This is a genomic window from Shivajiella indica (genome assembly GCF_042683085.1).
Taxonomy (GTDB): domain Bacteria; phylum Bacteroidota; class Bacteroidia; order Cytophagales; family Cyclobacteriaceae; genus Shivajiella; species Shivajiella indica.
Window position 1 is genome coordinate 394756 of record NZ_JBHUIV010000020.1, and the last position, 24333, is coordinate 419088.

At 39.2% G+C, this 24333-nt stretch carries 19 protein-coding genes; 9 read left to right on the top strand and 10 right to left on the bottom strand.

Going from position 1 to position 24333, the window contains the following annotated elements:
- On the top strand, window positions 1–630 hold a 630-nt coding region (locus tag ACFSKV_RS15900; RefSeq protein ID WP_380804875.1), incomplete at its 5' end, for a hypothetical protein.
- 230 nt (window positions 631–860) lie between these two features.
- On the opposite strand, the gene ACFSKV_RS15905 is transcribed toward ACFSKV_RS15900, so the two are convergent.
- On the bottom strand, window positions 861–1517 hold the full coding sequence (locus tag ACFSKV_RS15905) for a Crp/Fnr family transcriptional regulator (protein WP_380804878.1): 657 nt from the start codon (window positions 1515–1517) through the stop codon (window positions 861–863).
- 111 nt (window positions 1518–1628) lie between these two features.
- Window positions 1629–2393 carry an SDR family NAD(P)-dependent oxidoreductase gene (locus ACFSKV_RS15910; RefSeq protein ID WP_380804881.1) on the bottom strand — a complete coding sequence of 255 codons (765 nt, stop codon included), beginning with the start codon at window positions 2391–2393 and terminating at the stop codon, window positions 1629–1631.
- Window positions 2394–2555: 162 nt separating this feature from the next.
- Between ACFSKV_RS15910 and ACFSKV_RS15915 the strand changes: the two genes are divergently transcribed.
- Window positions 2556–3383, top strand: a complete 828-nt coding sequence (locus tag ACFSKV_RS15915; protein ID WP_380804884.1) for a universal stress protein — start codon at window positions 2556–2558, stop codon at window positions 3381–3383.
- A 116-nt stretch (window positions 3384–3499) separates the two neighbouring features.
- Here the strand turns inward: ACFSKV_RS15915 and ACFSKV_RS15920 are convergent, their stop codons facing one another.
- From ACFSKV_RS15920 to ACFSKV_RS15930, 3 genes are all read right to left on the bottom strand, one after another.
- Window positions 3500–5167: a Na/Pi cotransporter family protein gene (locus ACFSKV_RS15920; protein WP_380804886.1), complete on the bottom strand. Its 1668-nt coding sequence runs from the start codon at window positions 5165–5167 to the stop codon at window positions 3500–3502.
- A gap of 64 nt (window positions 5168–5231) precedes the next feature.
- Window positions 5232–5792 carry a PepSY domain-containing protein gene (locus ACFSKV_RS15925; RefSeq protein WP_380804889.1) on the bottom strand — a complete coding sequence of 187 codons (561 nt, stop codon included), beginning with the start codon at window positions 5790–5792 and terminating at the stop codon, window positions 5232–5234.
- Window positions 5793–5872: 80 nt separating this feature from the next.
- Window positions 5873–6721 (bottom strand): hydroxymethylglutaryl-CoA lyase, encoded by an 849-nt coding sequence (locus tag ACFSKV_RS15930; RefSeq protein ID WP_380804891.1) that lies wholly within the window; start codon window positions 6719–6721, stop codon window positions 5873–5875.
- Between the two features lie 175 nt (window positions 6722–6896).
- On the opposite strand from ACFSKV_RS15930, the gene ACFSKV_RS15935 reads away from it, so the two are divergent.
- Genes ACFSKV_RS15935 through ACFSKV_RS15945 form a run of 3 tightly spaced genes read left to right on the top strand, consistent with a single transcriptional unit; the run spans window position 6897 to window position 10537 of the window.
- Window positions 6897–8324: a hypothetical protein gene (locus ACFSKV_RS15935; protein WP_380804894.1), complete on the top strand. Its 1428-nt coding sequence runs from the start codon at window positions 6897–6899 to the stop codon at window positions 8322–8324.
- Window positions 8314–8952 (top strand): CPBP family intramembrane glutamic endopeptidase, encoded by a 639-nt coding sequence (locus ACFSKV_RS15940; protein ID WP_380804897.1) that lies wholly within the window; start codon window positions 8314–8316, stop codon window positions 8950–8952. The genes ACFSKV_RS15935 and ACFSKV_RS15940 overlap by 11 nt, the downstream gene beginning before the upstream one ends.
- 52 nt (window positions 8953–9004) lie before the next feature.
- Window positions 9005–10537 carry a Ppx/GppA phosphatase family protein gene (locus ACFSKV_RS15945; protein WP_380804899.1) on the top strand — a complete coding sequence of 511 codons (1533 nt, stop codon included), beginning with the start codon at window positions 9005–9007 and terminating at the stop codon, window positions 10535–10537.
- Between the two features lie 12 nt (window positions 10538–10549).
- Here the strand turns inward: ACFSKV_RS15945 and ACFSKV_RS15950 are convergent, their stop codons facing one another.
- Both ACFSKV_RS15950 and ACFSKV_RS15955 read right to left on the bottom strand, forming a co-directional pair.
- The gene (locus tag ACFSKV_RS15950; RefSeq protein ID WP_380804901.1) at window positions 10550–11080 is read right to left on the bottom strand and encodes a YfiT family bacillithiol transferase; all 531 of its coding nucleotides are present in this window, start codon (window positions 11078–11080) and stop codon (window positions 10550–10552) included.
- A gap of 29 nt (window positions 11081–11109) precedes the next feature.
- Window positions 11110–11949, bottom strand: coding sequence for a sulfurtransferase (locus tag ACFSKV_RS15955; protein WP_380804903.1), 840 nt, complete (start codon window positions 11947–11949; stop codon window positions 11110–11112).
- A 225-nt stretch (window positions 11950–12174) separates the two neighbouring features.
- On the opposite strand from ACFSKV_RS15955, the gene ACFSKV_RS15960 reads away from it, so the two are divergent.
- Complete coding sequence (locus tag ACFSKV_RS15960; protein WP_380804906.1) at window positions 12175–13185, top strand: Gfo/Idh/MocA family protein; 1011 nt, start codon at window positions 12175–12177, stop codon at window positions 13183–13185.
- 13 nt (window positions 13186–13198) lie between these two features.
- On the opposite strand, the gene ACFSKV_RS15965 is transcribed toward ACFSKV_RS15960, so the two are convergent.
- Together ACFSKV_RS15965 and ACFSKV_RS15970 are read right to left on the bottom strand one after the other, a co-directional pair.
- A complete protein-coding gene (locus ACFSKV_RS15965) occupies window positions 13199–15904 on the bottom strand; it encodes a phosphoenolpyruvate carboxylase (protein ID WP_380804908.1) in 2706 nt (901 codons plus the stop codon).
- A 61-nt stretch (window positions 15905–15965) separates the two neighbouring features.
- Window positions 15966–17228: a DUF819 family protein gene (locus tag ACFSKV_RS15970; protein WP_380804911.1), complete on the bottom strand. Its 1263-nt coding sequence runs from the start codon at window positions 17226–17228 to the stop codon at window positions 15966–15968.
- Window positions 17229–17492: 264 nt separating this feature from the next.
- On the opposite strand from ACFSKV_RS15970, the gene ACFSKV_RS15975 reads away from it, so the two are divergent.
- On the top strand, window positions 17493–19718 hold the full coding sequence (locus ACFSKV_RS15975; RefSeq protein WP_380804913.1) for a sodium-translocating pyrophosphatase: 2226 nt from the start codon (window positions 17493–17495) through the stop codon (window positions 19716–19718).
- 89 nt (window positions 19719–19807) lie between these two features.
- Window positions 19808–21895 (top strand): S9 family peptidase, encoded by a 2088-nt coding sequence (locus ACFSKV_RS15980; RefSeq protein WP_380804916.1) that lies wholly within the window; start codon window positions 19808–19810, stop codon window positions 21893–21895.
- Between the two features lie 12 nt (window positions 21896–21907).
- Here the strand turns inward: ACFSKV_RS15980 and ACFSKV_RS15985 are convergent, their stop codons facing one another.
- Window positions 21908–23008, bottom strand: a complete 1101-nt coding sequence (locus tag ACFSKV_RS15985) for a DUF6544 family protein (protein WP_380804918.1) — start codon at window positions 23006–23008, stop codon at window positions 21908–21910.
- Between the two features lie 203 nt (window positions 23009–23211).
- On the opposite strand from ACFSKV_RS15985, the gene ACFSKV_RS15990 reads away from it, so the two are divergent.
- A complete protein-coding gene (locus ACFSKV_RS15990; protein ID WP_380804920.1) occupies window positions 23212–24291 on the top strand; it encodes a hypothetical protein in 1080 nt (359 codons plus the stop codon).
- Window positions 24292–24333: the final 42 nt, after the last annotated feature.

Consider the following 24333-nt stretch of genomic DNA (forward strand, 5'->3'; position numbering starts at 1 on the left):
GAAAAAAACTTACTGAAGTCAACCAATCTGAATACAGATCAATTGTTGTTTATCAGGCTGGAAAATAAAAACCACAAGAGTAACAATAGGAGCACAAAAGTTTGGGGCCATCGGCCCTTTCTTTTAACGGGATTTTCCATTAGGGCCCTTTCTTTTGTTCACTTTGCAGACTTTTGTGGTTCGAAAAAAAACTTACTGAAGTCAACCAATCTGAATACAGATCAATTGTTGTTTATCAGGCTGGAAAATAAAAACCACAAGAGTAACAATAGGAGCACAAAAGTTTGGGGCCATCGGCCCTTTCTTTTAACGGGATTTTCCATTAGGGCCCTTTCTTTTGTTCACTTTGCAGACTTTTGTGGTTCGAAAAAAAACTTACTGAAGTCATCCAATCTGAATACAGATCAATTGTTGATGCTTAGGATGGGAAAAAAAACCACAAGAGTAACAATAGGAACACAAAAGTTTGGGGCCATCAGGCCCTTTCTTTTAACGGGATTTTCCATTAGGGCCCTTTCTTTTGTTCACTTTGCAGACTTTTGTGGTTCGGAAAAAAACTTATTGAAGTCAACCAATCTGAATACAGATCAATTGTTGATGCTTAGGATGGGAAAAAAAACACAAGAGTAACAATAGGAACACAAAAGTTTGGGGCCATTAGGTCCTTTCTTTTAACGGGATTTTCCATTAGGGCCCTTTCTTTTGTTTACTTTGCAGACTTTTGTGGTTCGGAAAAAAACTTACTGAAGTCAACCAATCTGAATACAGATCAATTATTGTTTATCAGGCTGGAAAATAAAAACCACATGAGTAACAAAAGGAGCACAAAAGAAAGGGACAGTTTTGACTGTCCCTTTTTTTTAATTACTGATCAACTCTTCAAAGTCATCCCTGATATAGATGACGTTTCTTCCCAGTTCAATCCATTTCTTTTTTTCCAATTGTTTGAGCAATCTGGAAATTACTTCCCTGGAAGTCCCTAATTCGTTTGCAATTTCCTGATGGGTGGTGTGCAGCTCATTTGTTTTTTGTTGCTTCATTTTGGTTACAATATAACGCATCAGCCTTTCGTCCATCCTTTTGAATGCTACTGCATCAAGTGCTATCAACATTTCATGAAATCTGGTTTGGTATGTCATGGAGACAAAATCCTTCCATTGTTTGTATTGGTCCTGTAGTTGTTCATGTTTGTGGATGGGGATACCCAAAAGAACCGTTTTTTCTTCTGCGACTGCTTTGATTTCACTGGGTCTGGAAGCTGAACAACAGGTTAAAGAAAGTGCACAGGTTTCACCTGGCTCTAAATAGTATAAAAACAATTCCTTGCCATCTTCATCCATCCTAAGGATTTTTACAGATCCTTCCAAAATCAAAGGCACCATTTTGATAAACTGTCCCGGTTCTGTAATTACTTTTCCAGGTTGAAATTCATGAATGGTGCCATATGTCAATAGTTCATTTAATAAATTAGGGTCTGTAAGATTGGGAAGAATTTGCTTTAATTTTTCAAGTTCCATATCTGTTATTTTTAAAAATAGATCAATAAGAGGACAAGTTAACTATTACAGAAAGAATAGAAAAAGGGTCAAATAAAATATTTGACCCTTTTTAACCACCAAACCTATTAATTAAGCACTAAAACCACCATCAACGACATGCATTGCGCCGGTTATGAACTTGCTTTTGTCGGAGGCCAGGAATAGGGCCATTTCCGCGATATCTCTATTGGTTGCATATCTTCCCAAAGGAATCATGCTTTCAAAACCTTTTTTAACTTCTGCCCCAGCGCCGGGAGCAAATTGATCCTCCAAAGACCTCATCATCCTGTTGTCAACGGGAGAGGGGTGAATGGTATTGACCCGGATATTGAATGGAGCACCTTCTTTTGCGCCTACCCGCATAGCCCCTATGGTAGCATGTTTGCTGGTTGTGTATGCAATCATTTTTGCCGTCCCGGTCAATCCTGCCACTGATGAGGTGATAATGATGGAACCTCCTCCGGATTTTTCCAGGTAAGGAAAGGCGTATTTCATTCCCAGCCAAACTCCTTTGACATTGACATCCATCACAAGATCGTATTCCTCTTCTGAATATTCAGTCAATGACTTGACCACACCCTCTGTACCAGCATTCAGGAAAACAATGTCGATTTTTCCAAAAAGCGATGCCGCTTTTTCCGTATATGCTTTTACATCCACAGCCTTACTGACATCTGCGGCAAAAACATGCACTCTTTTATCGTTCAATTCTTTATTTGCAACCTCTAGGTTTTCTTGCTTCAAATCCACCAACAAAACACCTTCCATACCCTCAGAGAGAAACAATTCAGCAGTGTCTTTTCCTATTCCTCCTGCTCCTCCTGTGATTATTCCATATTTCCCTTTTAAAATCATGGCTTCCCTTTTTTAAATGAATTGATTTTATAATTCAAAACTAACTATGAAATAAATAAGGAATAGTGGTAATTATCAGGGTGTTCTATGATTTTCATCAGGGTTTATGCCTTGGAAAATTGCGAAATTTAATCTGTACTTAAGAACTAAAATCCTGAAGCCATGAAAAGAATAATTGTCCCCGTCGATTTCTCTTCTTATGCAGATAATGCTTTTTTGACGGCACTAAAAATAGCCGATAAAGCGAACAGTAGTATTACCTGTGTAAATGTTGTCAGTACCCCACTGGATTGGGAAAAGTTAAGTGCTGAAAAAAAGAAGCAACATCCGGATATCCTTGATCTCGAGGCTGAGGCTAAAGATAAATTAAAAGCGTTTGTCATGGACCATAAATTGGGAGGGGTACCGGTAGAAACAGTCGTTGAAGTAGGTGTGCCGCATGAACAGATTATTAAAGTTGCCAACAAACATAAGGCGGATCTCATTGTAATAGGTGCCTATGGTATAGGCTATACCAATGAAAAATTCCTGGGATCAAATCTTCAAAAAGTATTAAGAAATTCAGAATGCCCTGTTTTGGCAGTGAAAAAAGTCATGAATGGAAATGACCTGAGAAAAATGGCTTTTGCATCCATGTTCACTGAAGATTCAAGGCCTGCTTTCCTTAAGATGAAGCCCATGATCAAAGACTTTCAAACCTCAGTACATTTTCTGGTTGTGAACACCCCTAATTCTTTCATCAACTCGGCAGATGCCCAGAAAAACATGGACAAATTTGCCAAAGGATTGGAGGATATTGTCATCCACAAGAATGTTTACAACCATGACGAAATAGAAAAGGGAATCGTGGAATTTTCAGAAAACAACAAAATCGGATTCATCGGAATTGCTTCCACAGATAGGAAAGGCATGTCTTCTTACCAAATTGGTGTAACTGATACAGTTTTATTCAAATCTGAAATTCCTGTTTTAAGCGTAAAAATGGAGTGACCCACGGAAAAGTTGCAAGCACCCAAAGGCTGTCCCTGTTGATGGGACAGCCTCTTTTTTTGGTTAGATTTCTGAACCAAGTTTCTTATAATGAATTCCCAGGGCATTCATTATACTTACGATACAGCCTTATAATTTATATCTATAACTTCCTTCTTCAAAAATTTCCAATGGATAACAGAACTTCCAAGGTTGTCCAAGCTTGAAATTACCTGTTTAATTACATTGGTTAGGGTTGAAACAGGAAATTCAGATGGCCCTTTTTTAATTTTTTCATACATGACAGCAATCCACATTTTGTACTGTTTGGCGTTTTCGCCTATCCAATCCGGTTCCCCTTTTTCTTCAAAATTTTCTTGGGCCAAATAATCATTCAACTTACTGATAAAGTCAAAGAAATATTCTCTCAAACTCTTGTAAAAATCTAAAGCTAAAGGATCATCTTCCCCCTCCATATCCACAATATTATGCATCACATCTTTCAAATCCTTTGCTGCATATACCATTGTTCTTAAAGATAACATCAAAGAGGTAAGTCTTTGGGCTTCTTCTAAGGTTAGGTTCTGCTCCTGTAAATCGATATGGTAGTTGGTCAATTCGTCTTCCAGTATCTTTATTTCCCTGTATTGCTCCATCAAATCTTTGGGCTGCAATAAAATCCTCCTCCATATTGAAATGTTTTCATTCTCTATTTCCCCATGGTTCCAGACATTGTACATGAAAGAAATTGTTTTTTGAAAAGCCAATTGAAGGTCTTTTTCAAGGGCTGAAATGGCAGCCTCAGGTACTTCAACACTCACTTTTTTGATATAGATGGATACGCCTATTGGTTCATCAGATATAAACCTTTTTTTCAGCCATTTTTCAGCTTTGGGGATGAATGGGAAAAACAATATTATTCCGATCATGTTGATTATGGTATTCAACAATACCAATTCCATCAAAGGATCTTCAACAGAAAAAATGAGCATGGTGTACGCCACCAAATGCCTGATAAAAAGGAAAACTAATACGCCTGTAATTAAATTGAACAGAAAATGAGCAAGAGCAAGGCGTTTTTTATCTGCAGAACCGTTTAGAGCGCCAATTCCCACAGTAATGGTAGTCCCAATATTGGCGCCGATTATCAAAACTGCTCCTTCCAATAATTCAATGACTCCGGCATTCATGGCACTTAAAATGATCACCACCATAGCAGAACTCGATTGAATAAGAGCTGTAACAATAATACCTATCAAAAGGAAAATCCAAAGGCCATAGGTATGGAATTCGCTTAAATCAACTTGGTCTGCCACAGCCTCTATGGAAGTTTTTAAGAAATCCAATCCAAGAAACAAAAGGCCAAATCCAACACAGAAAGCTCCAATATTTTTTAAAGTCGGTCGCGATGTTGTGAACAAATAGAGGATACTCCCTAGACCCAAAAATGGCATGGCAAAATCTGCCACACTTAATTTGAAACCCAAAGTTGCGACAATCCAGGCAGTGACAGTGGTTCCAAGGTTCGCTCCCAAAATCACTCCAATGGCATTTTTGAGGTTCAACACTCCGGCACCAAGGAAGGCAAGTACCATTAAGGTTACTAAGGAACTACTTTGTAAAATGGCAGTGATCAAAGTACCAATAAGGATTCCTTTCCATGCCGAATCGGTAAATTTTTGTAATAAGTTGCGCAATGATTTGCCCCCTAATTCCTTGATAGCCGTTTCCAATTGGTGCATCCCCCAAAGGAAAATGCCTATACCTGCTAAAAATTTCCAAAAATCAAAAATATCCTCTTGCATATTTCCACTGTACAGCCATTACAAAGATAAATGTCAGAGGTAGAAATCATCTGAAATCAGGATTTTATTCCTGTGATTTTTTAATCCTTTTGATCTTTTTAGGATAATACCATAGGTAAAAACCTGAAATACCCAAAAAAATCAATATCAAAGAGGTAATGGTACTGTATATGAGTTTACTGGCTTCAGAATCAGATTGCATAACAAAATCCACTATACTCCCATCGTGGATGCGTTCTATCAGGTCTGAATTCCTTTTTTTAACAGATAGGATATTTCCTGTATAACCATCCACCTGAATCTCCATAAAATGCTGCTTGTAAAGGATCTTGGCAATTCCTTTATCCGGCCTGATGTCAATTCTATCTATGATGGGGCTTTTGCCCAGGCTATCCTTCATAAAGGAAGAACCAATAGCTAATATTTCCTCAATATTTATCCATTGGCCTGGGACCTCTAGCTTGGTTTTTTGGGTTTTTGGGAGCAGTTCCAGTTCTTTTTTCCAGGCCAAAAGAATTGCAGTGAGCCCTATGATAAGAAGAAACAGCACAAAAGGAATACTGATCCATTTATGGATCCTTCTGTAAATTCTGGTCAGGCTCGCTATTTTCGAAATTCTATGCATGATTCGTCAAAGGCCTAAAGTTATTTCAAACTTCAGGCAGGACTAAAGTAATCCTTTTAACGGTTGATTTTGTGGGTTAATCAGTTAAAAACCACACGGGATAATTTCATGGCTTCTGATAATTCATTTCGATCGATTCCAGTTTCAAATCCATTCTTATCAAGGATACTGATCAGGGATTCTGTGGCTACATTGCCGACCAGCTCGTCTTTGGCCATAGGGCATCCCCCAAATCCATAAATGGCCCCATCAAATCTTCTGCAACCTGCTTTTAGTGCAGCCTCAATTTTTGGTTGGAGGTCTTTTGGGTTGCTGTGCAGGTGCAGTCCAAATTCAATGTTGGGAAAAGCCCTGGCATTCACCTCATATAAATTTTCGATAAGGTCAGAATCCGCACTGCCTATGGTGTCAGCAAAGGAGATGATTTTAATTCCCATTTCCTCCAGTTTTTCCACAAAATCAGCCACCAATTCAGGGGAATAGGGGTCTCCATATGGATTTCCAAATCCCATACTGAGGTAAGTGACCAGCGTTTTCCCATTTACTTCACAAAGGTTATGAATGGATTCAACTGTCTCCAAAGCTTGTCTGATGGATTTGTTAGTATTTCTTTGCTGAAAAGTTTCGGAAACCGATAAAGGAAAGCCCAAGTAATCAATTTCTTCAAATTGAAGGGCATCTTCAGCCCCTCTTTCATTGGCAATGATGGCCAGAAGTTTTGATTTGGAGCTATATAGGTCCAAAAGTGAGAGCACTTCTGCAGTATCCCGCATTTGGGGAATGGCTTTGGGGCTGACAAAACTTCCAAAATCAATGGTGTCGAAGCCCACTTGTAACAATTGATTGATATAGGCAGCTTTTATGGCAGTATCTATAAATTCAGTTCTGCCCTGCATGGCATCCCTTGGACATTCTATCAATTTAATCATGACCGAATGTAATTTTTACTGCGTTCATTTCCAATTAATATGACAAGGAAAGATAAGACCTACTAGGAGAGGTAGTGGCTTTTCCAGATCTAAATAATGAGGAAATGTTTGATTTTAATGGAAGAATATTTAGTATATTTCATTAGACGAAATCTGTTTTATCGAAAACCAAAATATGTCTTATAAAAGCATTTCTATAGCAATCTTGATGTTTTGTTTTGGATGGCTGACATTACAATGCCAAAAGAAGCAAATTGAAACGGAAGAGGAATTTTCCTTTCGCCTGCTGTCCTTTTATGGTGTTACTTTCTATCCTTTTTCAGTATTAGATAACCATGAGCGATTTAGCTATGAAGATTCAGGAGAATATGTAACTGTTCCTGTCAAGAATGGTGATTTGGTTGTTTTTAAACTTGATAAAACTAATAATGAATATATTTATTCAATTGATCCTGAGTGGAAAGACACCTTGATTTTTGATGGGGATGAAAACACCTTGCTGATCAACGGGAAACTTTCATCCATTACTATTGATTCTATTGGTCCTTCACTGATGTTTTTGCATCAGTTGTCACTTCAGGAGAGCAAAACGCTCAAATCAATTGAGTTTGAAATTGAAATTCCTGATTCGGTTAAGCCTTATTTGCAAAAAATTGCAGAGTTCAATCCGCATATTGACATTTCATTCACAGGATATGAAGATTCAATCCCTGTCAACAATCAGGATTTACTTTGGATTTCCCAGCATTTTTCGCCCAAAATGCTATCCATTAATAACCCATTGGATTCTCTCACATTGACGAGTATTGGAAGATTCAAAAATCTGGAAAGCCTGATGATCTTTATTCCGGATTCAATTGGTGATCTTCCACTTCCCCATTTGGAAAAATTGAAAAAATTAATCCTTAGAGAATGGAATGAAACAGATCAATTTCCACTCCTGAAGTCATCCTTTTTTCAAGAAAACTTACAGATAAAGTCCTTTACTTTTGTTGGGGATGGTGAAGATTTGGAAAGCCTTCCACCATGGTATGATCTGAAGCAACTCGAGGAATTGAATATCATGTTTTGGGATGATGCATGGATGGATTACCCTTTAGCTTATGTCCATCCAAATTTAAAAGCTTTGACAGTGGTGGGACAATTGGAAAATGCTGCGGATATCTCAAATTTAAAGCAATTGAAAAGACTTTCTTTAAGGTCACAGGAATCCTACTTAAAGGATAACTTACCAATTTTTGCTGACTCGTTAAAAGAACTGGAGTTTTTGGATTTTAATGTGGTAGATACATTATTTGATTACAGGATCTTGGGAAGATTCAAAGAATTAAAATATCTCATCATAGGAGATTCTGAATATAGTTCCTCAATTGATTCTGGATTATTTCAGTTGAAAGGTTTACAATACTTGTCACTGCATGAAGATTTTTATAGTGACTCTCTAGGGATTGTCAACCTTAAAAGTGAATTACCAAATACCATTATTGTCCCGAATTCCGGTGCCTGTATTGGCTCTGTTTGGTTGCTTTTAATTATTCCAATCGCCTTGTTTTGGTTTCTGTTATTGCGTACTTATCATAAAAAAGAAGCTTATGCACCATAAAGAAATCAGTGGGCTTTACCGTGCTATCTATCTCTCGATTTTTTTGTGTGTTTTTTCTTTATTTATCCAAGAGCCCTATCCATTAAAATGGCTTGCTATTGGTTTTTTAATGATGTCAGGTTATTGGTTGGGTACCATTCAATTATTCCATCCAAAGGCAGTTTTTGATGCACAGCTTTGGAGGCTTAAAAAATCCAAAAAATGGGTCTTGTTTATATCTGTCTTCATAGCGATGGCAGTGGCTATTTATTCCCGATGGGAGGATGGATTACCAGCTATTCCCGGTGCTGTAGGACCATTTGTTATCATCGCAGTCTGTATTGGGTTTATAGAAGAACTTGTTTTTCGGGGATTTATCCAAGGAGCAGCAGGCTATTGGAATCCTAAATTGGCCATTCTGATTTCGGCTGTCGCTCATGCAGGATATAAAGCCTGTTTGTTTGTCCTGCCGGAACAGACCATTTACAATACGCCTTTGGAGTTGTTTTTTTACACAGCAATTGCCGGAGTATTGTTTGGGTATTCCAGATTTCTCAGTGGATCCTTATGGCCTTGTATTGCTGCGCATTGTATCTTCGATTTTTGGGTTTATATGGAACAATCATCCCCTCCCTGGTGGGTTTGGTGAATTGTTGTGTCACTTTATTTCTTATCTTTAAATCGATCCAAAAATCTATTTTATGAACCTGACGGCTATAGATATCGGCACCAACTCCATCCACATGATCATTGTTAAGGCCACTTCCCAACAGAATTTTGAAGTGCTGGTTCAGGAGAAGGAAATGGTCAAATTAGGAGTAGGGGTGTTTGCCAATAAAATCCTGAGCAAAACGGCTTACCACAAAGGATTGGAGACCATCTCCCGATATGTCCAATTGGCAGACCAGTATGGGACAGAACATATCATCACTGCAGCTACTTCTGCGACCAGAGAAGCCAAAAACGGCAGGGAGTTTTTGGATAACCTCATTCATGAAGTAGGCATTTCTCCACAATTGATTTCTGGGAATGAGGAAGCCAGATTGATTTTTTTGGCAGTAAGAAGAGCAATAGATCTTCAAAACGAAAAGGTTTTGGTACTTGACATTGGTGGTGGTAGCACGGAGGCAGTCATTGGAAATAAGGATGCCGTACTATTCAAAACCAGTATGAAACTTGGCGTGCTCCGATTGTTGGATAGGGTAGGATCTCAAGAACCATTAAATCAGGAACAGCGCAACGAACTGAAAAACCATGTAAGGGAAATAGCTTCCTCCGTCTTGGAAAATGCCAAAAGGGTAGGGTTTGATAGGGTGGTGGGAACTTCAGGAACCATCCGTGCTCTTGGAGAAGCTACCCTATTGCTCATGGGAAGAGAACTGGGAAATACTGTCAATGCGGAAGTCATCAAAGTCAAGGATTTGGAGAAAGTAGTAGATAAATTGATGTCCTTGGCTCCTGACAGGCGAACTGAAGTCAAAGGAATCAGTGAAAATAGGGTAGATGCTATTCATTTAGGTGGGCTTTTGCTTGTAGAGCTGCTCAAACTGGCGGAGGTAAAGGAGATTACCCTTTCAGATGCTTCTTTGAGAGAAGGGCTGATCATTGATTTTTTGGAAAAGCATGGACAGATGCTGGAGGAACCTCTCAAAGGGGGAAACATCAAGGAGAGAAGTTGCCTGCAAATGGCTAAAAGGTATGAAACAGATATAGAAGAGAAAAAGCATGTTTCCATGCTTGCTCTACAATTATTTGATCAATTGAAAGATCTTCATGAATTGGATAAAAGTGCAAGAGATTTACTTTATCAGGCAACTTTGGTACATGACGTGGGAACTTTTGTGAATTTTCAAAATTACCATAAACATTCCCAATACCTAATCCTTCAGGGGAGGTTAAGGGGATTCAATAACCTGGAATTGAAACTTTTATCGCTTTTGGCTAGATACCACCGGAAAGCTGGGCCAAAAAAGCGGCATAAAGAATATAAACAGTTGGATAAAAAAGAGCGAAGACTGGTCAAAGGACTGGCGGGAATTTTAAGGATTGCTGTGGGATTTGATAAAACCAAAAACCAATGGGTTGAAAACGTACATTGTGTTGCGGAAAAAAACCGGCTTATCATCAAGGTTTTTGGTGAGACAGGATTGGAACTTGAAATTTGGGAATCCCAACGATTTTCAGATACCTTATCCAAATATCTCAATAAAGACATCTTGATCATAAAAGGATAAAATCAACTGTTTTTAATATGTAACCTTTTTTCTAATAGATTGGACATGAGCCAAATGATGTCTGCAGTGCCAGGAATATAAGGCAATAGTCTTGTCCAATGGGATTTCCTCCTGTTTTTCAGGATGGTAAAATGTCCTTTTCAGGTCCTTTTCAGTCAGGCTTTTCAATAAAAAGACCCATCGTGCGTGCAAACCTTCCAAAATAGACAAGGAAAAACTTACAGGCATTTCCAGATAATCTACGGATTCAGCCCATAGGTGTTCAAGGTAAGGTTTGATGTGTGGGTTTTCTTCAGTTAAGGCCAATTTAAACCTTATAAAGCTATTCATATGACTATCGGCACAATGATGCACCACTTGTCTGATGGTCCATCCCCCTGGACGATAAGGAGTATCCAGTTCAATTTCTGTTAATTGCTCAACTTCTTGCTTCAAAAGCTTAGGAAAATCCTCAATATCTTGAATAAAGTGCCTAAGATGTATGGTGTCAATTTTTTCAGAGGCTTTAAATTTTCCAATGGGGTATTGCAAGGCTGTGGACATAAATCTTGTCATTTAATGGTCTAATCTGATTATTCCGTTATTATGGTCCTATTGTTTCTCGACCATTCACTCCAAGACCCTACATAAAGTTTTGGAATATCAAATCCTGCATAAGCAATGGCCAATAGTGAATGACATGCAGTCACACCTGAACCACAATGAACAATGATATTGGAAGCTTTTTTACTTCCAAAAATTTTGGAATAGTTCTGTTTTAGAATTTCAGAAGGAAGAAAATTCCCCTGTTCATCCAGATTATTGGCAAAGGGGACATTGATGGCTCCCGGTATATGCCCTGCTATCAGGTCAATAGGTTCTTTCTTTCCAATATATCTTTCATGTTCCCTTACATCAATGACGATAAAATTTTCGTCCAATGATACCTGATCCAGTTCCTCTATTGTTGCCAATGGAAGTGACCAATCCGATTGGGGATAAATGGACTTTTTTGAAGGAATTCCTTTACCACTCTTCAAAGGAAATCCTGATTTGACGGCAGCATCTTTTCCTCCATCCAATACCTGAATTTTTTCGTGTCCAATGGCTTTGAGCATCCACCAAAACCTTGCAGCCGCATTGGATCCGTTTTTGTCATCATATACCACAACATGGCTTGAGGGACTGATTCCCAGATTGCCCAATAATTTGCAAAAATCTGAGGGTTTTGGAAGAGGATGCCTTCCCCCATGGGCAAAATCTTCTTTGATGTCCGAAAGCTCGGTGTTCAGATCCACATGTAAAGCTCCTTCCAGATGGGATGCTTCATAATTTTCTTTACCAAAACAGGCATCAATCAAGACGAATTCCTCATTTTGTTTTAATTCTGAAAGATCAATGACTTTAATGATGGGGGAGAGAGAAGTTTTCATGATGGGTAAATTAATGCTTTAGGTTTTTAGAATTACTCCCTGTATTTGATGGATAAAAGTATAAAATAAACCACAAAAAAACCGAGGTCTTCATCCGGTTATCTGAAAGTAAAATAAAGATCTGGCAAAGACCATGAAAAGAATAAAACCATTTTAAGAAAATGTTTTTTGTTTTGTCCATTTCCAAAATTCCTCTTTTGAAAACTTTTTCCTTAATTTTCTTCCATGAAAAAAATCAAGGATTCTGAAGTAAGATGGGGTGTACTTGGTGTAGGAAATGTCTGCGAAAAAAAATCCGCCCCTGCTATGAATATTGTTCCCCACAGTAAATTGGTGGCGGTAATGAGAAGGAATGAAGAAAGGGTCAAAGACTATGCTGAAAGACACAGCGTGCCAAAATGGTATACAGATGCCAGTGAATTGGTTGAAGACTCCGACATCAATGCTATTTATATTGCCACGCCACCCCACATGCATCTGCCTTATACCAAACTAGCCGCATCAATGGGGAAACCGGTCTATGTAGAGAAGCCCATGGCCAGGACTTTTGCAGAATGCAAGGAAATGATTGCCGTTTGTGAAGAAGCTGGAGTACCTCTATATGTTGCTTATTACCGAAGGGCTTTACCTCATTTTATTAAGATCAAGGAAGTGATGGATTCTGGCACTATCGGAGAAATCAGAACAGTTCATATCAATATGAAACAGGTGATCCGACCCGATGCAGTGGTCCATCTTGAAAATAACTGGAGGATTGATCCTCAAATTGCAGGAGGAGGGTATTTTTTTGATTTGGCCTCCCACCAACTGGATCTTTTGGATTTCTTTTTTGGACCTATTACCAAGGCTAAAGGCTTTGCTGCTAACCAGGCTAAAGCCTATGGGGCAGAAGACATTGTGACAGGCACATTTGTTTTTGAAAATGGCGTAATTGGAACAGGAAACTGGTGTTTCACCGCGTCCCAAACGGCGCAAATTGATGAAATTATCATTTATGGCAATAAAGGAAAAATCAGTTTTCAAACCTTTGGATTGGGAGAATTTGTTCTGGAATCAGACCAACAGGAAAAACAATCGTTTCATCTGGAACTTCCTTATCATATTCAACAACCTTTGATTCAAAGTATTGTGGATGATCTTTTGGGAAAAGGTTATTGTCCCAGTACAGGTAAGACCGGGGCAAGAACCAATTGGGTGATGGACCAATTGGTGAATTCCGAATATTTGAAGCTTTGAAGTATAGCTTCCTTTATCCGGTACTCTTTAATCCACTGGCGAGAGCAGTAGTTATTTCCAGCAATCTTTTAACGAGATAATCCGCTTCAGGGCTGGCATGGTCTTTTAAACTTCTCCAATTTTTTAGGTTTGATAACTGCATTTTATGCAGTGCATTGAGGGCATTTCTTCTCCTTTGAAGCGAATCAAGATGACTGATCCTTCTGGTTTCCCGTTCTTTCTCAAACATCTTAGCTATGCCATCAAGGCTTCTTTGGTATTCTTCCAAAATGATAGGCATGATACCTTCTTTAATTTTTTTGTCTGAAACCAAATCTGCATAAGCATGCATGATATCCCTATCTGCAACCAATAGGCTGGTTTCCACTTGGATAAAGATATAGCGTAATAAAGGCCAGGAATCTGCATTTTTTCTTAAGGCTTCATAGAGTTCTGGTTCTTCATCTTGCAGTTTTTCTAAAGCGAATCCGATACCAAACCATCCAGTAAGGTTGAATCTGGCCTGATTCCAACTGAAAACCCAAGGTATGGCTCTTAAATCTTCCAGAGTCCTTGTTCCAGTCCTTCTAGCTGGCCTTGAACCTATTTTACTCAGTTCTAAAACATCAATTGGGGTTGCTTCTCCATAAAACTGGATAAAAGAAGGGTGTTTGATCAAGGATTTGTAATATTCCAAAGAATATAAGGAGAGTTTTTGTATTGATTCAACAGGATAGCTTTCTGAAGGGAGGGAATATTCAAAATAGGCAGTTTGTAAGGCCACCCCTGAAAGCAACATTTCAAAATTATAGGCTCCGTTCAATAAATTGGCGAACTGTTGGGCGATGGTTTCACCCTGCACAGTCAGTTTTATTTCACCACATAGGCTTCCTGTCGGCATACTTTCCAAAAACCTATGGTATTTACCACCACCCCGGCTTATAGTCCCCCCAATTCCATGGAAAAAGCGGAATTTGACCCCATGCTTATTGGCCACTTTCGTCAATTGGCTTTCTGTTTTGTAAATGTTCCATCTGCTGGATATGATTCCTCCGTCTTTATTGCTGTCTGAATAGCCCAACATGATTTCCTGTACTTCATAATGAAGCTGCTGACGGAATGGCAACGAAAGATAGGCTTCCATAATTTGTGAAGACTGTGAAAGATCTTCAATGGTTTCAAAAAGCGGTACAACCTGAAATTGCTGCGGGTCCAATCCGACTTCTCTGAAAAAAAGATAGACCAATAGGATATCGCTTACCTGACGGGTCATACTGATTATAAAGGAGCCAATCCCATCTGGACCATATTGGTCTGAATGTTTTTTGACGACCTTGTAACAATCCAAAACTTTATCTGCTTCGGGACCAAAAGATTTGTCGCTGACTCCGAAAGGCCTGGCAATTTTTAATTCCTCCAAAATGAATTGCATTCTTTCTTCTTCTGACCAGTTTCTAAACAGAGGTTTTTCCGGAAAAACCGAAGCTACAATCTGTTCCATGGCTTTATCATGGTATTCAGAATTTTGCCTGATATCCAGTTTGGCAAGATGAAACCCAAAGCACATCAACTGTCTTTCAATAGGAAAGAGATGTTCTTCCATTATCCTATCCGCGCCGATCTCCTCCAGACTTTTTCTTAAGGTCTTTAAGTCATCAGCCAATTCTTCCACTTCATTATAAATAGGATACCTGTTATCAGGAGTTTGTTTTGCAGTATTTTCAAGACGCAAAAGAATCAGGTTGATATATTGTCTCCAGGGTTCATATGGATTTCTGGCAATTGCTTTGGATCCTTCAGGACCAAATTCTGATTCAAGCTTTTTGATACTTTGTATCAAAAAACCGGGAACCGGGTTACGGATTTCCGAAAAAGTCATGTCTTTTGCCAATTCAAATATCTGTTCCTGCAATATATGCAGGGCGGCACTTCTGTGCGCTTGCAGTGTTTCTTCCGTCAATTGGGCAGTCACATGTGGGTGTCCATCCCTATCACCGCCTACCCAGCTTCCAAATTGGAGTTTTGGAAAATCATCTGGGGACTGAAGTAATTTCGGATCCATACCCAATGACTTCCAGGTCTGTTTTATCTGTATATCTGATTTGGCCAGTTCTTTGGGGAAAACTTTCCGGAAATAATGCATGACATTATTTCTTTCAGACACAACCGTTGGTTTTTCCAGGTAAACTTCTCCAGTTCTCCACCATCTTTCAATCAAGGATTTGATTTCATTGGCAATAACCTCCCTTTCAATTTTTGAATAGGAATTGTTTTCAAGCCTCACTAAGTTTAAATACAAATCACGGTGGAGGTCCAGAATAGATATACGTTTGGCTTCTGTTGGATGGGCTGTCAATACCGGAATAACTTTTATCTTGGCAAGGACTTTTGAAATCTCCTTGTCGGAAAGCCCATTTGATTTAAGCCTGAGTATAGTTTCTGCCCATGAACCCCGAATAGCCTGAATTCCGGATTGATCAGTTATTTTTCTTCTTAACTGGACCGCTGCATTTTCTTCGACCAGATTCATCAATTGGAGATAGATACTTAATACCTGAATGTGCTTTTCTTCCAAATGAACAAAGGCTTCAGTTAAGTTGATTCCCTTGGATTTCAATTCCAGGAGATCAACAAGATCAAGTTCTCCTAAATCATTTAATACTTCTTTAAAACACTCCAATAGAAATGAAATGTCTGAATTGATTTTTTCAAAAATCCAAGTTGTTGAAATCTGTTTCATATTTCAAAAAGGTATTTTGATGGTTTCCACAAAGGAATTTATAAACAATCAAGATAGTCAATTACATCATTTTTAGGAGGTTTGCAACAAAAAATCCCAGATAATTTCCAAGGGCATACCCGATAATTCCAATAGTAATTCCGGAAACCATAATCTGCCGGTTTCCTAAGGAGCCAGCTATTACAGGAACAAAGGGAGGAGAACAGACCAGGGCCACAGAAGTAATCATGGTGGTATCGGAGTCAATTTTGAATAATCTGGAAATCAGAAGATGTAAAATTAAGGATCCGAAGACAGCTAAAGTAATATAACCCAGAAGTGCCGGTTGAAACCCTGAAAAATTACTGATGTCAGCCATTGAGGCGACCACCAAACTAAATATTAATATCAGATACATCCCCGCTTCGAATGTTTTTTCAATCCTGCTTATAAAAGGAATCAAGGATGCAAGGATCCCAAGCGTGGTAATACTTAAAATGATGACCACCATCAGTAAGTTATCTGGAACCAAAATGGCCAAAATTCCGCCTATTGCCACTATTCCAATAGCCATGGCGATGGCTTTAGTCAAAGGTATTAAAGTCTTTGGTTTAAATGAACTCCAAAAAGCTTCCTTTTTTTGGTCATTCTGTGATATAAATTGTTTTGAATGAATGGGGAAAGCCGGAAGAAATTTCTGGAAAAATTTCTTCCCTATGGATAATAAAAAGGCCAGGTAAAATATTCCGATGATCAGGTCATAGGTATGGGTTAGAATATAAGTATTGGCATCAACATCCAACATTAATTTCAATGAAGCCAGATTGGGTGTGCCTCCTGTGTAAACACCAACCAATAGACCGGATATTTTCCAAAGGTCCCGGATTCCACTTTCTTTGAACAGGAAATATCCTGCGATGATGACAGAAAGGACCGAAAAAAGCCCAATCAATAAGGAAAGGAAGGTTTTTCCCAACAATTTTCCCCATTGTCTGATGTTGGATGAAAACAGCATCAGTGGTATTGCCAAAAGAATTGTTAGGCTGGTAAGCAGGTCCCGAAGCTTATAAATTTGGAATCCCATCAGGTCATTCTGCGTAATTAAAGCCTGCTTATACATATCCTCTATTTCTTGGTTGCCGGCATTGGGGTTAGTAACGAGGTAATCGCTTAAAAAAGAATCCATGGAAGGAAGAATTCCTGTATTTCCCAAAAGTAGTCCAAAGATATAGGCCAAAATTACCGATCCAATTTTGTCGGCCAAAGGAAATTTATAACATAAATAAAGGATTAAAATTGGGGTGAATACATAAAAAACAGTCAATAAGATAAGAGTCCATGTCATAAGGGTTACAGTTTTGCATGGAATATATTAAAAAATTGCATGTCTTTAATTCAGATATAAAATTTTACTCTATTGAAGATTGGAAAATATTTGATTTAATAAACCCGATAAAAAAGAGTTTTTCAATAAAATCGAAAAAAATCGGCTCCAAATTTTATTCTGAAACGAAAAAACCATGACTTTTACAGGATTTGGTTGATAGATGTTCGAATAGTAATATATTTGTCGGATCAAAATTTTGACAGTAAACGCAAAAGCAGCTTTATGGAACAAATGTTTATTTATGTGGTCCCATTGTTGGGGATTATAGGCCTTATTGTTATGGCAATTAAATCATCCTGGGTTACAAAACAGGAGACGGGTGATGCAAACATGGTGGAACTGGCAGGTCATATTGCCAAGGGAGCTATGGCTTTTTTGAAGGCGGAGTGGAAGATACTTGGCTATTTTGTCGTCATTGCCGCAATTATTTTAGGATGGTCAGGAACCTTGGTGGAAACCTCAAGTCCAATTATTGCAATTTCATTTATTATTGGTGCGGTGCTTTCAGCATTTGCAGGTTATTTGGGAATGAACATTGCTACCAAAGCTAATGTCAGAACCACGCAGGCTGCTAAAACCAGTCTGAAAAATGCATTAAATGTTTCCTTCAATGGTGGATCCGTGATGGGTCTGGGTGTTGCAGGTTTGGCAGTATTAGGGATGGGTTCCTTATTCATTGTTTTCTATAATATGTTTGTGCTCTCTACAGGAGGAGATGTAAACGGTAAGGCCATGGAAACTGCCCTGGAAGTATTGGCTGGGTTTTCCTTGGGTGCTGAATCCATTGCGCTTTTTGCCCGTGTAGGTGGAGGTATTTATACAAAAGCTGCTGATGTGGGTGCAGATTTGGTTGGTAAAGTGGAAGCAGGTATTCCTGAAGATGATGTAAGAAATCCGGCTACCATTGCAGATAACGTGGGTGATAATGTCGGCGATGTTGCCGGTATGGGTGCAGACCTTTTTGGTTCTTATGTAGCTACCATTTTGGCATCCATGGTCTTGGGTAGAGAAATTGTTTCTGCAGATAATTTTGGTGGAATTGCCCCTGTTTTGTTGCCATTGGTCATTGCGGGTCTCGGCCTGATGTTTTCAATCGTAGGAACTTTCTTTGTGAAAATCGCCAATGATTCTTCCAGTGTACAGGCAGCCCTGAACAGAGGTAACTGGATATCAATTTTGTTAACTGTAGCTGCCTCCTATCCGCTGATCATGTATATGTTGCCTGATGGGGAGCTTGTTTTATCAAGAGGAGGATCCATTGCTTTCACCAAAATGGGAGTGTTCGGTGCTGTTGTTATTGGTTTGATTGTGGGCGCTTTGATGAGTATGATTACGGAATATTATACCTCAATGGGTAAAAAGCCGGTTAATTCCATCATTAAACAATCCTCTACAGGACATGCTACCAATATTATTGGCGGTCTTTCTGTAGGTATGGAATCTACAGTTGCTCCAATCCTTGTATTGGCAGCAGGTATTTACAGTTCCTTCCTTGTAGCAGGTCTTTATGGAGTAGCGATTGCCGCTGCAGGTATGATGGCGACGACGGCCATGCAGTTGGCCATTGATGCCTTTGGTCCGATTGCAGATAATGCCGGTGGTATTGCCGAAATGTCAGGTTTGCCAAAAGAAGTAAGGGAAAGAACAGATATTTTGGATGCCGTAGGAAATACGACAGCTGCAACCGGAAAAGGCTTCGCCATTGCTTCTGCTGCCTTGACCGCATTGGCCCTGTTTGCTGCCTATGTAGGAATTGCAGGCATTGATTCCATTGATATTTATAAAGCCGATGTACTTGCAGGTCTCTTTGTCGGGGCAATGATTCCTTTCATATTCTCTTCCCTTGCAATTGCTGCAGTTGGACGCGCAGCCATGGATATGGTGAATGAGGTGAGGAGACAATTCAGGGAAATTCCGGGGATTATGGAATACAAGGCCAAACCAGAATATGAAAAATGTGTGGAGATTTCTACCAAAGCATCTATCAGAGAAATGGTTGCCCCTGGTGCCATCGCTTTATTGGCCCCTATGATTGTTGGTTTTGCATTTGGTCCGGAAGTATTGGGCGGTTTGTTGGCCGGGATTACAGTTTCAGGGGTGTTGATGGGAATTTTCCAAAACAATGCCGGCGGGGCTTGGGACAACGCCAAAAAATCCTTTGAGAAAGGTGTGGAGATCAACGGCAAAATGGAATATAAAGGTTCTGATGCCCACAAAGCTTCTGTAACAGGTGACACCGTAGGTGATCCTTTCAAGGATACTTCCGGTCCATCCATGAACATTTTGATCAAATTGACTTCCATCGTAGCATTGGTTATCGCTCCTCATATTTCCGATCATTCCGGTCATTCCCATGCAAATGCAGAAAAAGTTGAGGTGAAAAAAGAAATCACCTACGAGGATGGAAAGAAGATTGAGAAAATAGAGAAAATTGTGATTAAAAACTGATTAACTGAATAGATATCATCAAGCCCTTGGTTTTTTACCAAGGGCTTTTTTGTTATATTTTGTCATTCTTAGTCAAACCCTATTTCAAAATGAAAAGATACTACCTGTTTTTCCTCCTCTTTTTAATAAGCATTTATGCCATAGGCCAATCTTTTTCTGTGGAACAGATTTCTTCATTCCCTTTTCCTTCGGAATTGGTGAGTTCACCCGTGGGTAAAAAAATTGCATGGGCCATGAATGAAAAAGGAATGAGAAATGTGTATATGGCAGAGGCTCCTGAATTCAATCCAAAGAAAATAACTGCCTTTGTAAAAGATGATGGACAGGAAATTAGCAGTCTACAATTTTCAAATGATGGTAATTCTCTCATTTTTGTTAGGGGAGGGGAGCATGGGAGCAATTGGGATGACAATATCGGAATCAATCCTTCACAGGAACAGTTCATTCCAAAGGTAGAAATTTGGCAGGCTTCTTTGTCAGGAGGAGCTGCTGAAATGCTTACGGAAGGAGATGAACCGGTTATTTCTCCTGACAACCGAACCATCGCCTATATCAAAAACAAACAGCTTTGGGTTATTGCCAAAGATAAAAAACCGGAGCAGTTATTTGAAACTAAGGGCTCAATAGGCTCCATCAGTTGGTCTCCTGACGGGAAACATTTACTCTTTTCAATTAACAGAAGCAGCCATGCTTTGATTGGTGTTTTTGATATGGCTGACAAAAAGCTAAGGTATTTGGCACCCTCCTTCAGCAGGGATTCCAGTCCCAAATGGTCCTCTGATGGGAAAAAAGTAGCCTTTATCCGAAGGCCTGGCGGAAGTGGAGAAATAATGCCCATCTTAGAACAAAGGCACAATCCTTGGGAAATTTGGATAGCAGATTTAGAGACTGGAGAAGGTAGGATGAGATGGAAAGCACCTGAAACACTTAGAGGATCGATTTCCACCACTCATGGTGGAGCAAATCTGAATTGGGGAGCAGATAACACCGTTATCTATTTATCCTATGAGGATGGATGGCCACATCTTTATGCCATGGATGCTGATTCCGGCCCATCCAGACAACTGACCAAAGGGCAGTTCATGGTAGAACATGTCCGGTTAAGTCAGGACAAAAGGTTTTTAGTATTTTCGGCCAATACGGGGCCTGATGGTGAAGACATTGACAGAAGACATATAGGCAAGGTATATATTTGGGGAGGGGACATGGAATTATTGACACAGGGAAAAGGAATAGAAGCCATTCCGACAGTGCTATCTGATAACAGACACCTTGCTTTCCTTTCTTCCACTGCCCAAAGGCCATTGTTGCCAGCAGTTTTGGATATGGAAAAATCAACTGAAAAATTGGTCGGAGCACATTTGATACCTTCGGATTTTCCACAAAATCTGGTTACACCCCAACAAGTGATATTTAAGTCTCCTGATGGGATGACTATACATGGTCAGCTATTCGAAAAACAGGGTGGTTCTTCCAAAAAACCCGCTGTTCTTTTCGTGCATGGAGGACCACAGAGGCAAATGCTTTTGGGTTGGCACTATGGGGACTATTATTCGAATACTTATGCAGTCAATCAATATCTGGCAGAATTAGGTTTCGTTGTACTTTCTGTCAATTTTAGACTTGGCATAGGTTATGGCTATGAATTTCACAAGCCGGCCAGAACTTATTGGCAAGGTGCCGAAGAATACCAGGATGTAAAGGCTGCAGGGGAGTATCTTGCCTCCTTGCCCCAAGTTGATACCCAAAGAATAGGTATTTATGGAGGATCTTATGGTGGATATCTTACGGCTTTGGCTTTGGGAAAAGATTCAAAACTGTTTTCAGTTGGAGTAGATATCCATGGTGTCCATGAATTGTCCAGTAGACTGCAAATGCCTGAAGGGTTTGAAAAGGCACCTGATTTCGAAAAAGCACAAAGAACAGCTTGGTTTTCTTCACCCTTGGCTTATTTGGATACCTGGACATCACCGGTTTTGTTTATCCATGGCGATGATGACAGAAATGTTCAGGTGAGTCATACCACTGACCTAATCAGAAGATTTCAGGAAAGGAAAATGCCTTTTGACTATTTGATTATTCCGGATGATTCCCATCATTGGATGAGGTTTTCAAATCTGGTAAAGGTCAATCAGGCCACCACAGATTTTCTTAAACAACATCTCAGACCTGAATGATGAGCTTAAAAGTCATTGGGTTTCAGGATTGAATTCTATTTGGGTAACTTCAAATTCCGCCCAAGTCCAATCTCCATTTTCAAGTTTCCAGGTGGCATTGCACTTGCTTGGTAGTGTGATGCCATCAAATGCTTTATACTCTAGAACTTTAACTATCCAAAGGTGTTTTTTGGCTTCTGTTCCACTGCCCATGAATCTTTCCGCCACAAACTGTGTCAACCTGCCATTTTGATCAAAGTAAAAAAAACCAGCTCCGGTGGTGTTTTTATACTTTAATGTTGCTTTTGCAGTGTTTTCATCAATTTCTTCCCAGGTAACGTAATCCATGAGGGCAGATGAAGGGTTCCAAACTATCTCACCCAAAAAGCGCTGAAGCGCACTTTCATTGATTTGGGTATTGGGACCATCTTTTGCTACCGGAAACAAATTCAAAAGCTTGAACAACATTTCACCCTCTCCATCAATAAATTTATCTCTTCCAAAAGCAAAGACTAAAGGCATCATTTTCATGTCAGCCGTCCAAACAAAAGCAGGAGGATATGCAGTAGTGTATTGTTCAGCTTTTGCAGAATACCAGTTGGTCTGTTCCGGTTTTAATTTAATCCGGTATTCCTGAGTTATTTTTAAAGAATGAATTGGTGATTTGCCGATAATTCCGGATTGTTTTAACCATTTTATGACAGGTTGGGGAAGCCCTTGTATGGATTCTAAGGTAATAGGATCTGAAGGTTGATCGGAAGATTCCTTTAGAATTTCTTCTACTTCAGCATCAACTTTTTGTTGGAAAAGGAATTGGGAAAAAGAAATGAACGCCACCAAAAAAATCAAGATATTAGGAAATGTCCCGAATTTGGCATCGGCCCAAAACCAAATAATTAACACCTGGGATAAAATTACCCCCAATAATGCAAATAGCCACCAATGGGGATGATCATACCAATAAAATATGGTGGAAGTCAGAAATATAAGAGCAGTGCCTAACCAAATTAATCCAAACGGTTTGTTGATGGGGATAGTGAATTCTTTCACTTCGAAAATTTGAAAGCCTTTTATAAATCCCAGCAAATGGATGAGAAAATGAAAAATAAGGAAGATTAAAAATAGATGTTTCATGATTTTTTGATCAATGGCATAAAGATACCAGCTATTAGCTTTTTCAAACATGATGAAGGTCATAAAATGCCTTGATTTTTGTTCAGGCCAATCCAGACAGTTTTATTTAGTTTTGAGGAAAAGATCAAAAGATAAGCTCAAAATAAGTAAGCTGATTCTCGCCAGGCGCTGTTATTCTTTTGGAATCCAATTTAGAATCACTCATGTTTCATCCCAAAACGATATACCATCAAGGTAAATTGCCACTTATCAATCCTTTCGAAATTAGGATTGATCCTATGGAAAGGCTGTTATTGGTTAATATTGAAAAAGATCCGGATGCTATCTATAAAGGATTCGAGCCCCAATATTTCAATGATGAGATCAATGGCAAGGGGTTGCTTGTCATTGCCTGGAGATTGGATTTGAAAGTGGATCTGTATTTCCAAAAAGGACTGACCCTTAATCCTCAAAAGTATGATATTGCGGGCAATGGCCTCAGGGCTATGAAAGAAGTAGCCTTTGAGAAAAACAAATTCCTGATAAATCAGGCTGGAGTCCAAGTAGAAATTGTATTTAATGACTTAGAGAGCAGGAAGATTGAAATCAAAGTGATTGAAAATCATGATAAAGAAAGAAAGCCCTTTGGCTTATTGGCTCCTATGGGGGATGCAGCAACCCAACCCTCTGCCTTGCCCTTGGTATATCTTCATGATTTTTATTTTGTTAGGAGAAAAAAAACTGAAGCATGTCTGCGCATCAATGGGAAAGAACATAAAATAGACAGGTTTCCTTTTCCATTGGACGGTACTTGGATGTATTTTATGAGGTATTCCTCAGATCCTTTCATTGTCACCCTTAATCCATCACAATCAGGGGTTATGAAGGAATCAGCGGTTAATGAAGGGGATATAATTCTTACCAAAAACGGATCAGCCGAAGAGATCAAAAGCCTCATTGGAAAAAGAGGTAGGCATCAGGTTGAATTGAATTTTGATCCACCTTTTCCTCAGGTCAATTTGCTAAAAGACAGGGTCAATCTTGAAGGGAATTTTGAGATCAAAGGACATATTTCAACCGGAAGGATAATCGGTAGATATTGGGTAAAAAAGAGCGAGGGACAAGCGAATATACAGTTGCAACCCACTGGAGGATGGGAACCCAATGAAAAAAAACTGGCTATACGGTTCTTGTATTCCGTGGCTAAAATTTTTAAACGATGGCCCAAAACTTATTTGTGGTCAGCAAATCTAATTCAAGATGGAGGTACCTGGCAAATGGACTCCAAATGGGAGAGAATTTAACTTTATCCATTTTTAGATTAATTCAGTCAACTCAACGGACCT

What these genes read in the sequence shown, in the direction of transcription:
- ACFSKV_RS15905 (WP_380804878.1), bottom strand. Translation starts at nt 1,517, where the DNA reads ATGGAACTTGAAAAATTAAAGCAAATTCTTCCCAATCTTACAGACCCT.
- ACFSKV_RS15910 (WP_380804881.1), bottom strand. Translation starts at nt 2,393, where the DNA reads ATGATTTTAAAAGGGAAATATGGAATAATCACAGGAGGAGCAGGAGGA.
- ACFSKV_RS15915 (WP_380804884.1), top strand. Translation starts at nt 2,556, where the DNA reads ATGAAAAGAATAATTGTCCCCGTCGATTTCTCTTCTTATGCAGATAAT.
- ACFSKV_RS15920 (WP_380804886.1), bottom strand. Translation starts at nt 5,167, where the DNA reads ATGCAAGAGGATATTTTTGATTTTTGGAAATTTTTAGCAGGTATAGGC.
- ACFSKV_RS15925 (WP_380804889.1), bottom strand. Translation starts at nt 5,792, where the DNA reads ATGCATAGAATTTCGAAAATAGCGAGCCTGACCAGAATTTACAGAAGG.
- ACFSKV_RS15930 (WP_380804891.1), bottom strand. Translation starts at nt 6,721, where the DNA reads ATGATTAAATTGATAGAATGTCCAAGGGATGCCATGCAGGGCAGAACT.
- ACFSKV_RS15935 (WP_380804894.1), top strand. Translation starts at nt 6,897, where the DNA reads ATGTCTTATAAAAGCATTTCTATAGCAATCTTGATGTTTTGTTTTGGA.
- ACFSKV_RS15940 (WP_380804897.1), top strand. Translation starts at nt 8,314, where the DNA reads ATGCACCATAAAGAAATCAGTGGGCTTTACCGTGCTATCTATCTCTCG.
- ACFSKV_RS15945 (WP_380804899.1), top strand. Translation starts at nt 9,005, where the DNA reads ATGAACCTGACGGCTATAGATATCGGCACCAACTCCATCCACATGATC.
- ACFSKV_RS15950 (WP_380804901.1), bottom strand. Translation starts at nt 11,080, where the DNA reads ATGTCCACAGCCTTGCAATACCCCATTGGAAAATTTAAAGCCTCTGAA.
- ACFSKV_RS15955 (WP_380804903.1), bottom strand. Translation starts at nt 11,949, where the DNA reads ATGAAAACTTCTCTCTCCCCCATCATTAAAGTCATTGATCTTTCAGAA.
- ACFSKV_RS15960 (WP_380804906.1), top strand. Translation starts at nt 12,175, where the DNA reads ATGAAAAAAATCAAGGATTCTGAAGTAAGATGGGGTGTACTTGGTGTA.
- ACFSKV_RS15965 (WP_380804908.1), bottom strand. Translation starts at nt 15,904, where the DNA reads ATGAAACAGATTTCAACAACTTGGATTTTTGAAAAAATCAATTCAGAC.
- ACFSKV_RS15970 (WP_380804911.1), bottom strand. Translation starts at nt 17,228, where the DNA reads ATGACATGGACTCTTATCTTATTGACTGTTTTTTATGTATTCACCCCA.
- ACFSKV_RS15975 (WP_380804913.1), top strand. Translation starts at nt 17,493, where the DNA reads ATGGAACAAATGTTTATTTATGTGGTCCCATTGTTGGGGATTATAGGC.
- ACFSKV_RS15980 (WP_380804916.1), top strand. Translation starts at nt 19,808, where the DNA reads ATGAAAAGATACTACCTGTTTTTCCTCCTCTTTTTAATAAGCATTTAT.
- ACFSKV_RS15985 (WP_380804918.1), bottom strand. Translation starts at nt 23,008, where the DNA reads ATGAAACATCTATTTTTAATCTTCCTTATTTTTCATTTTCTCATCCAT.
- ACFSKV_RS15990 (WP_380804920.1), top strand. Translation starts at nt 23,212, where the DNA reads ATGTTTCATCCCAAAACGATATACCATCAAGGTAAATTGCCACTTATC.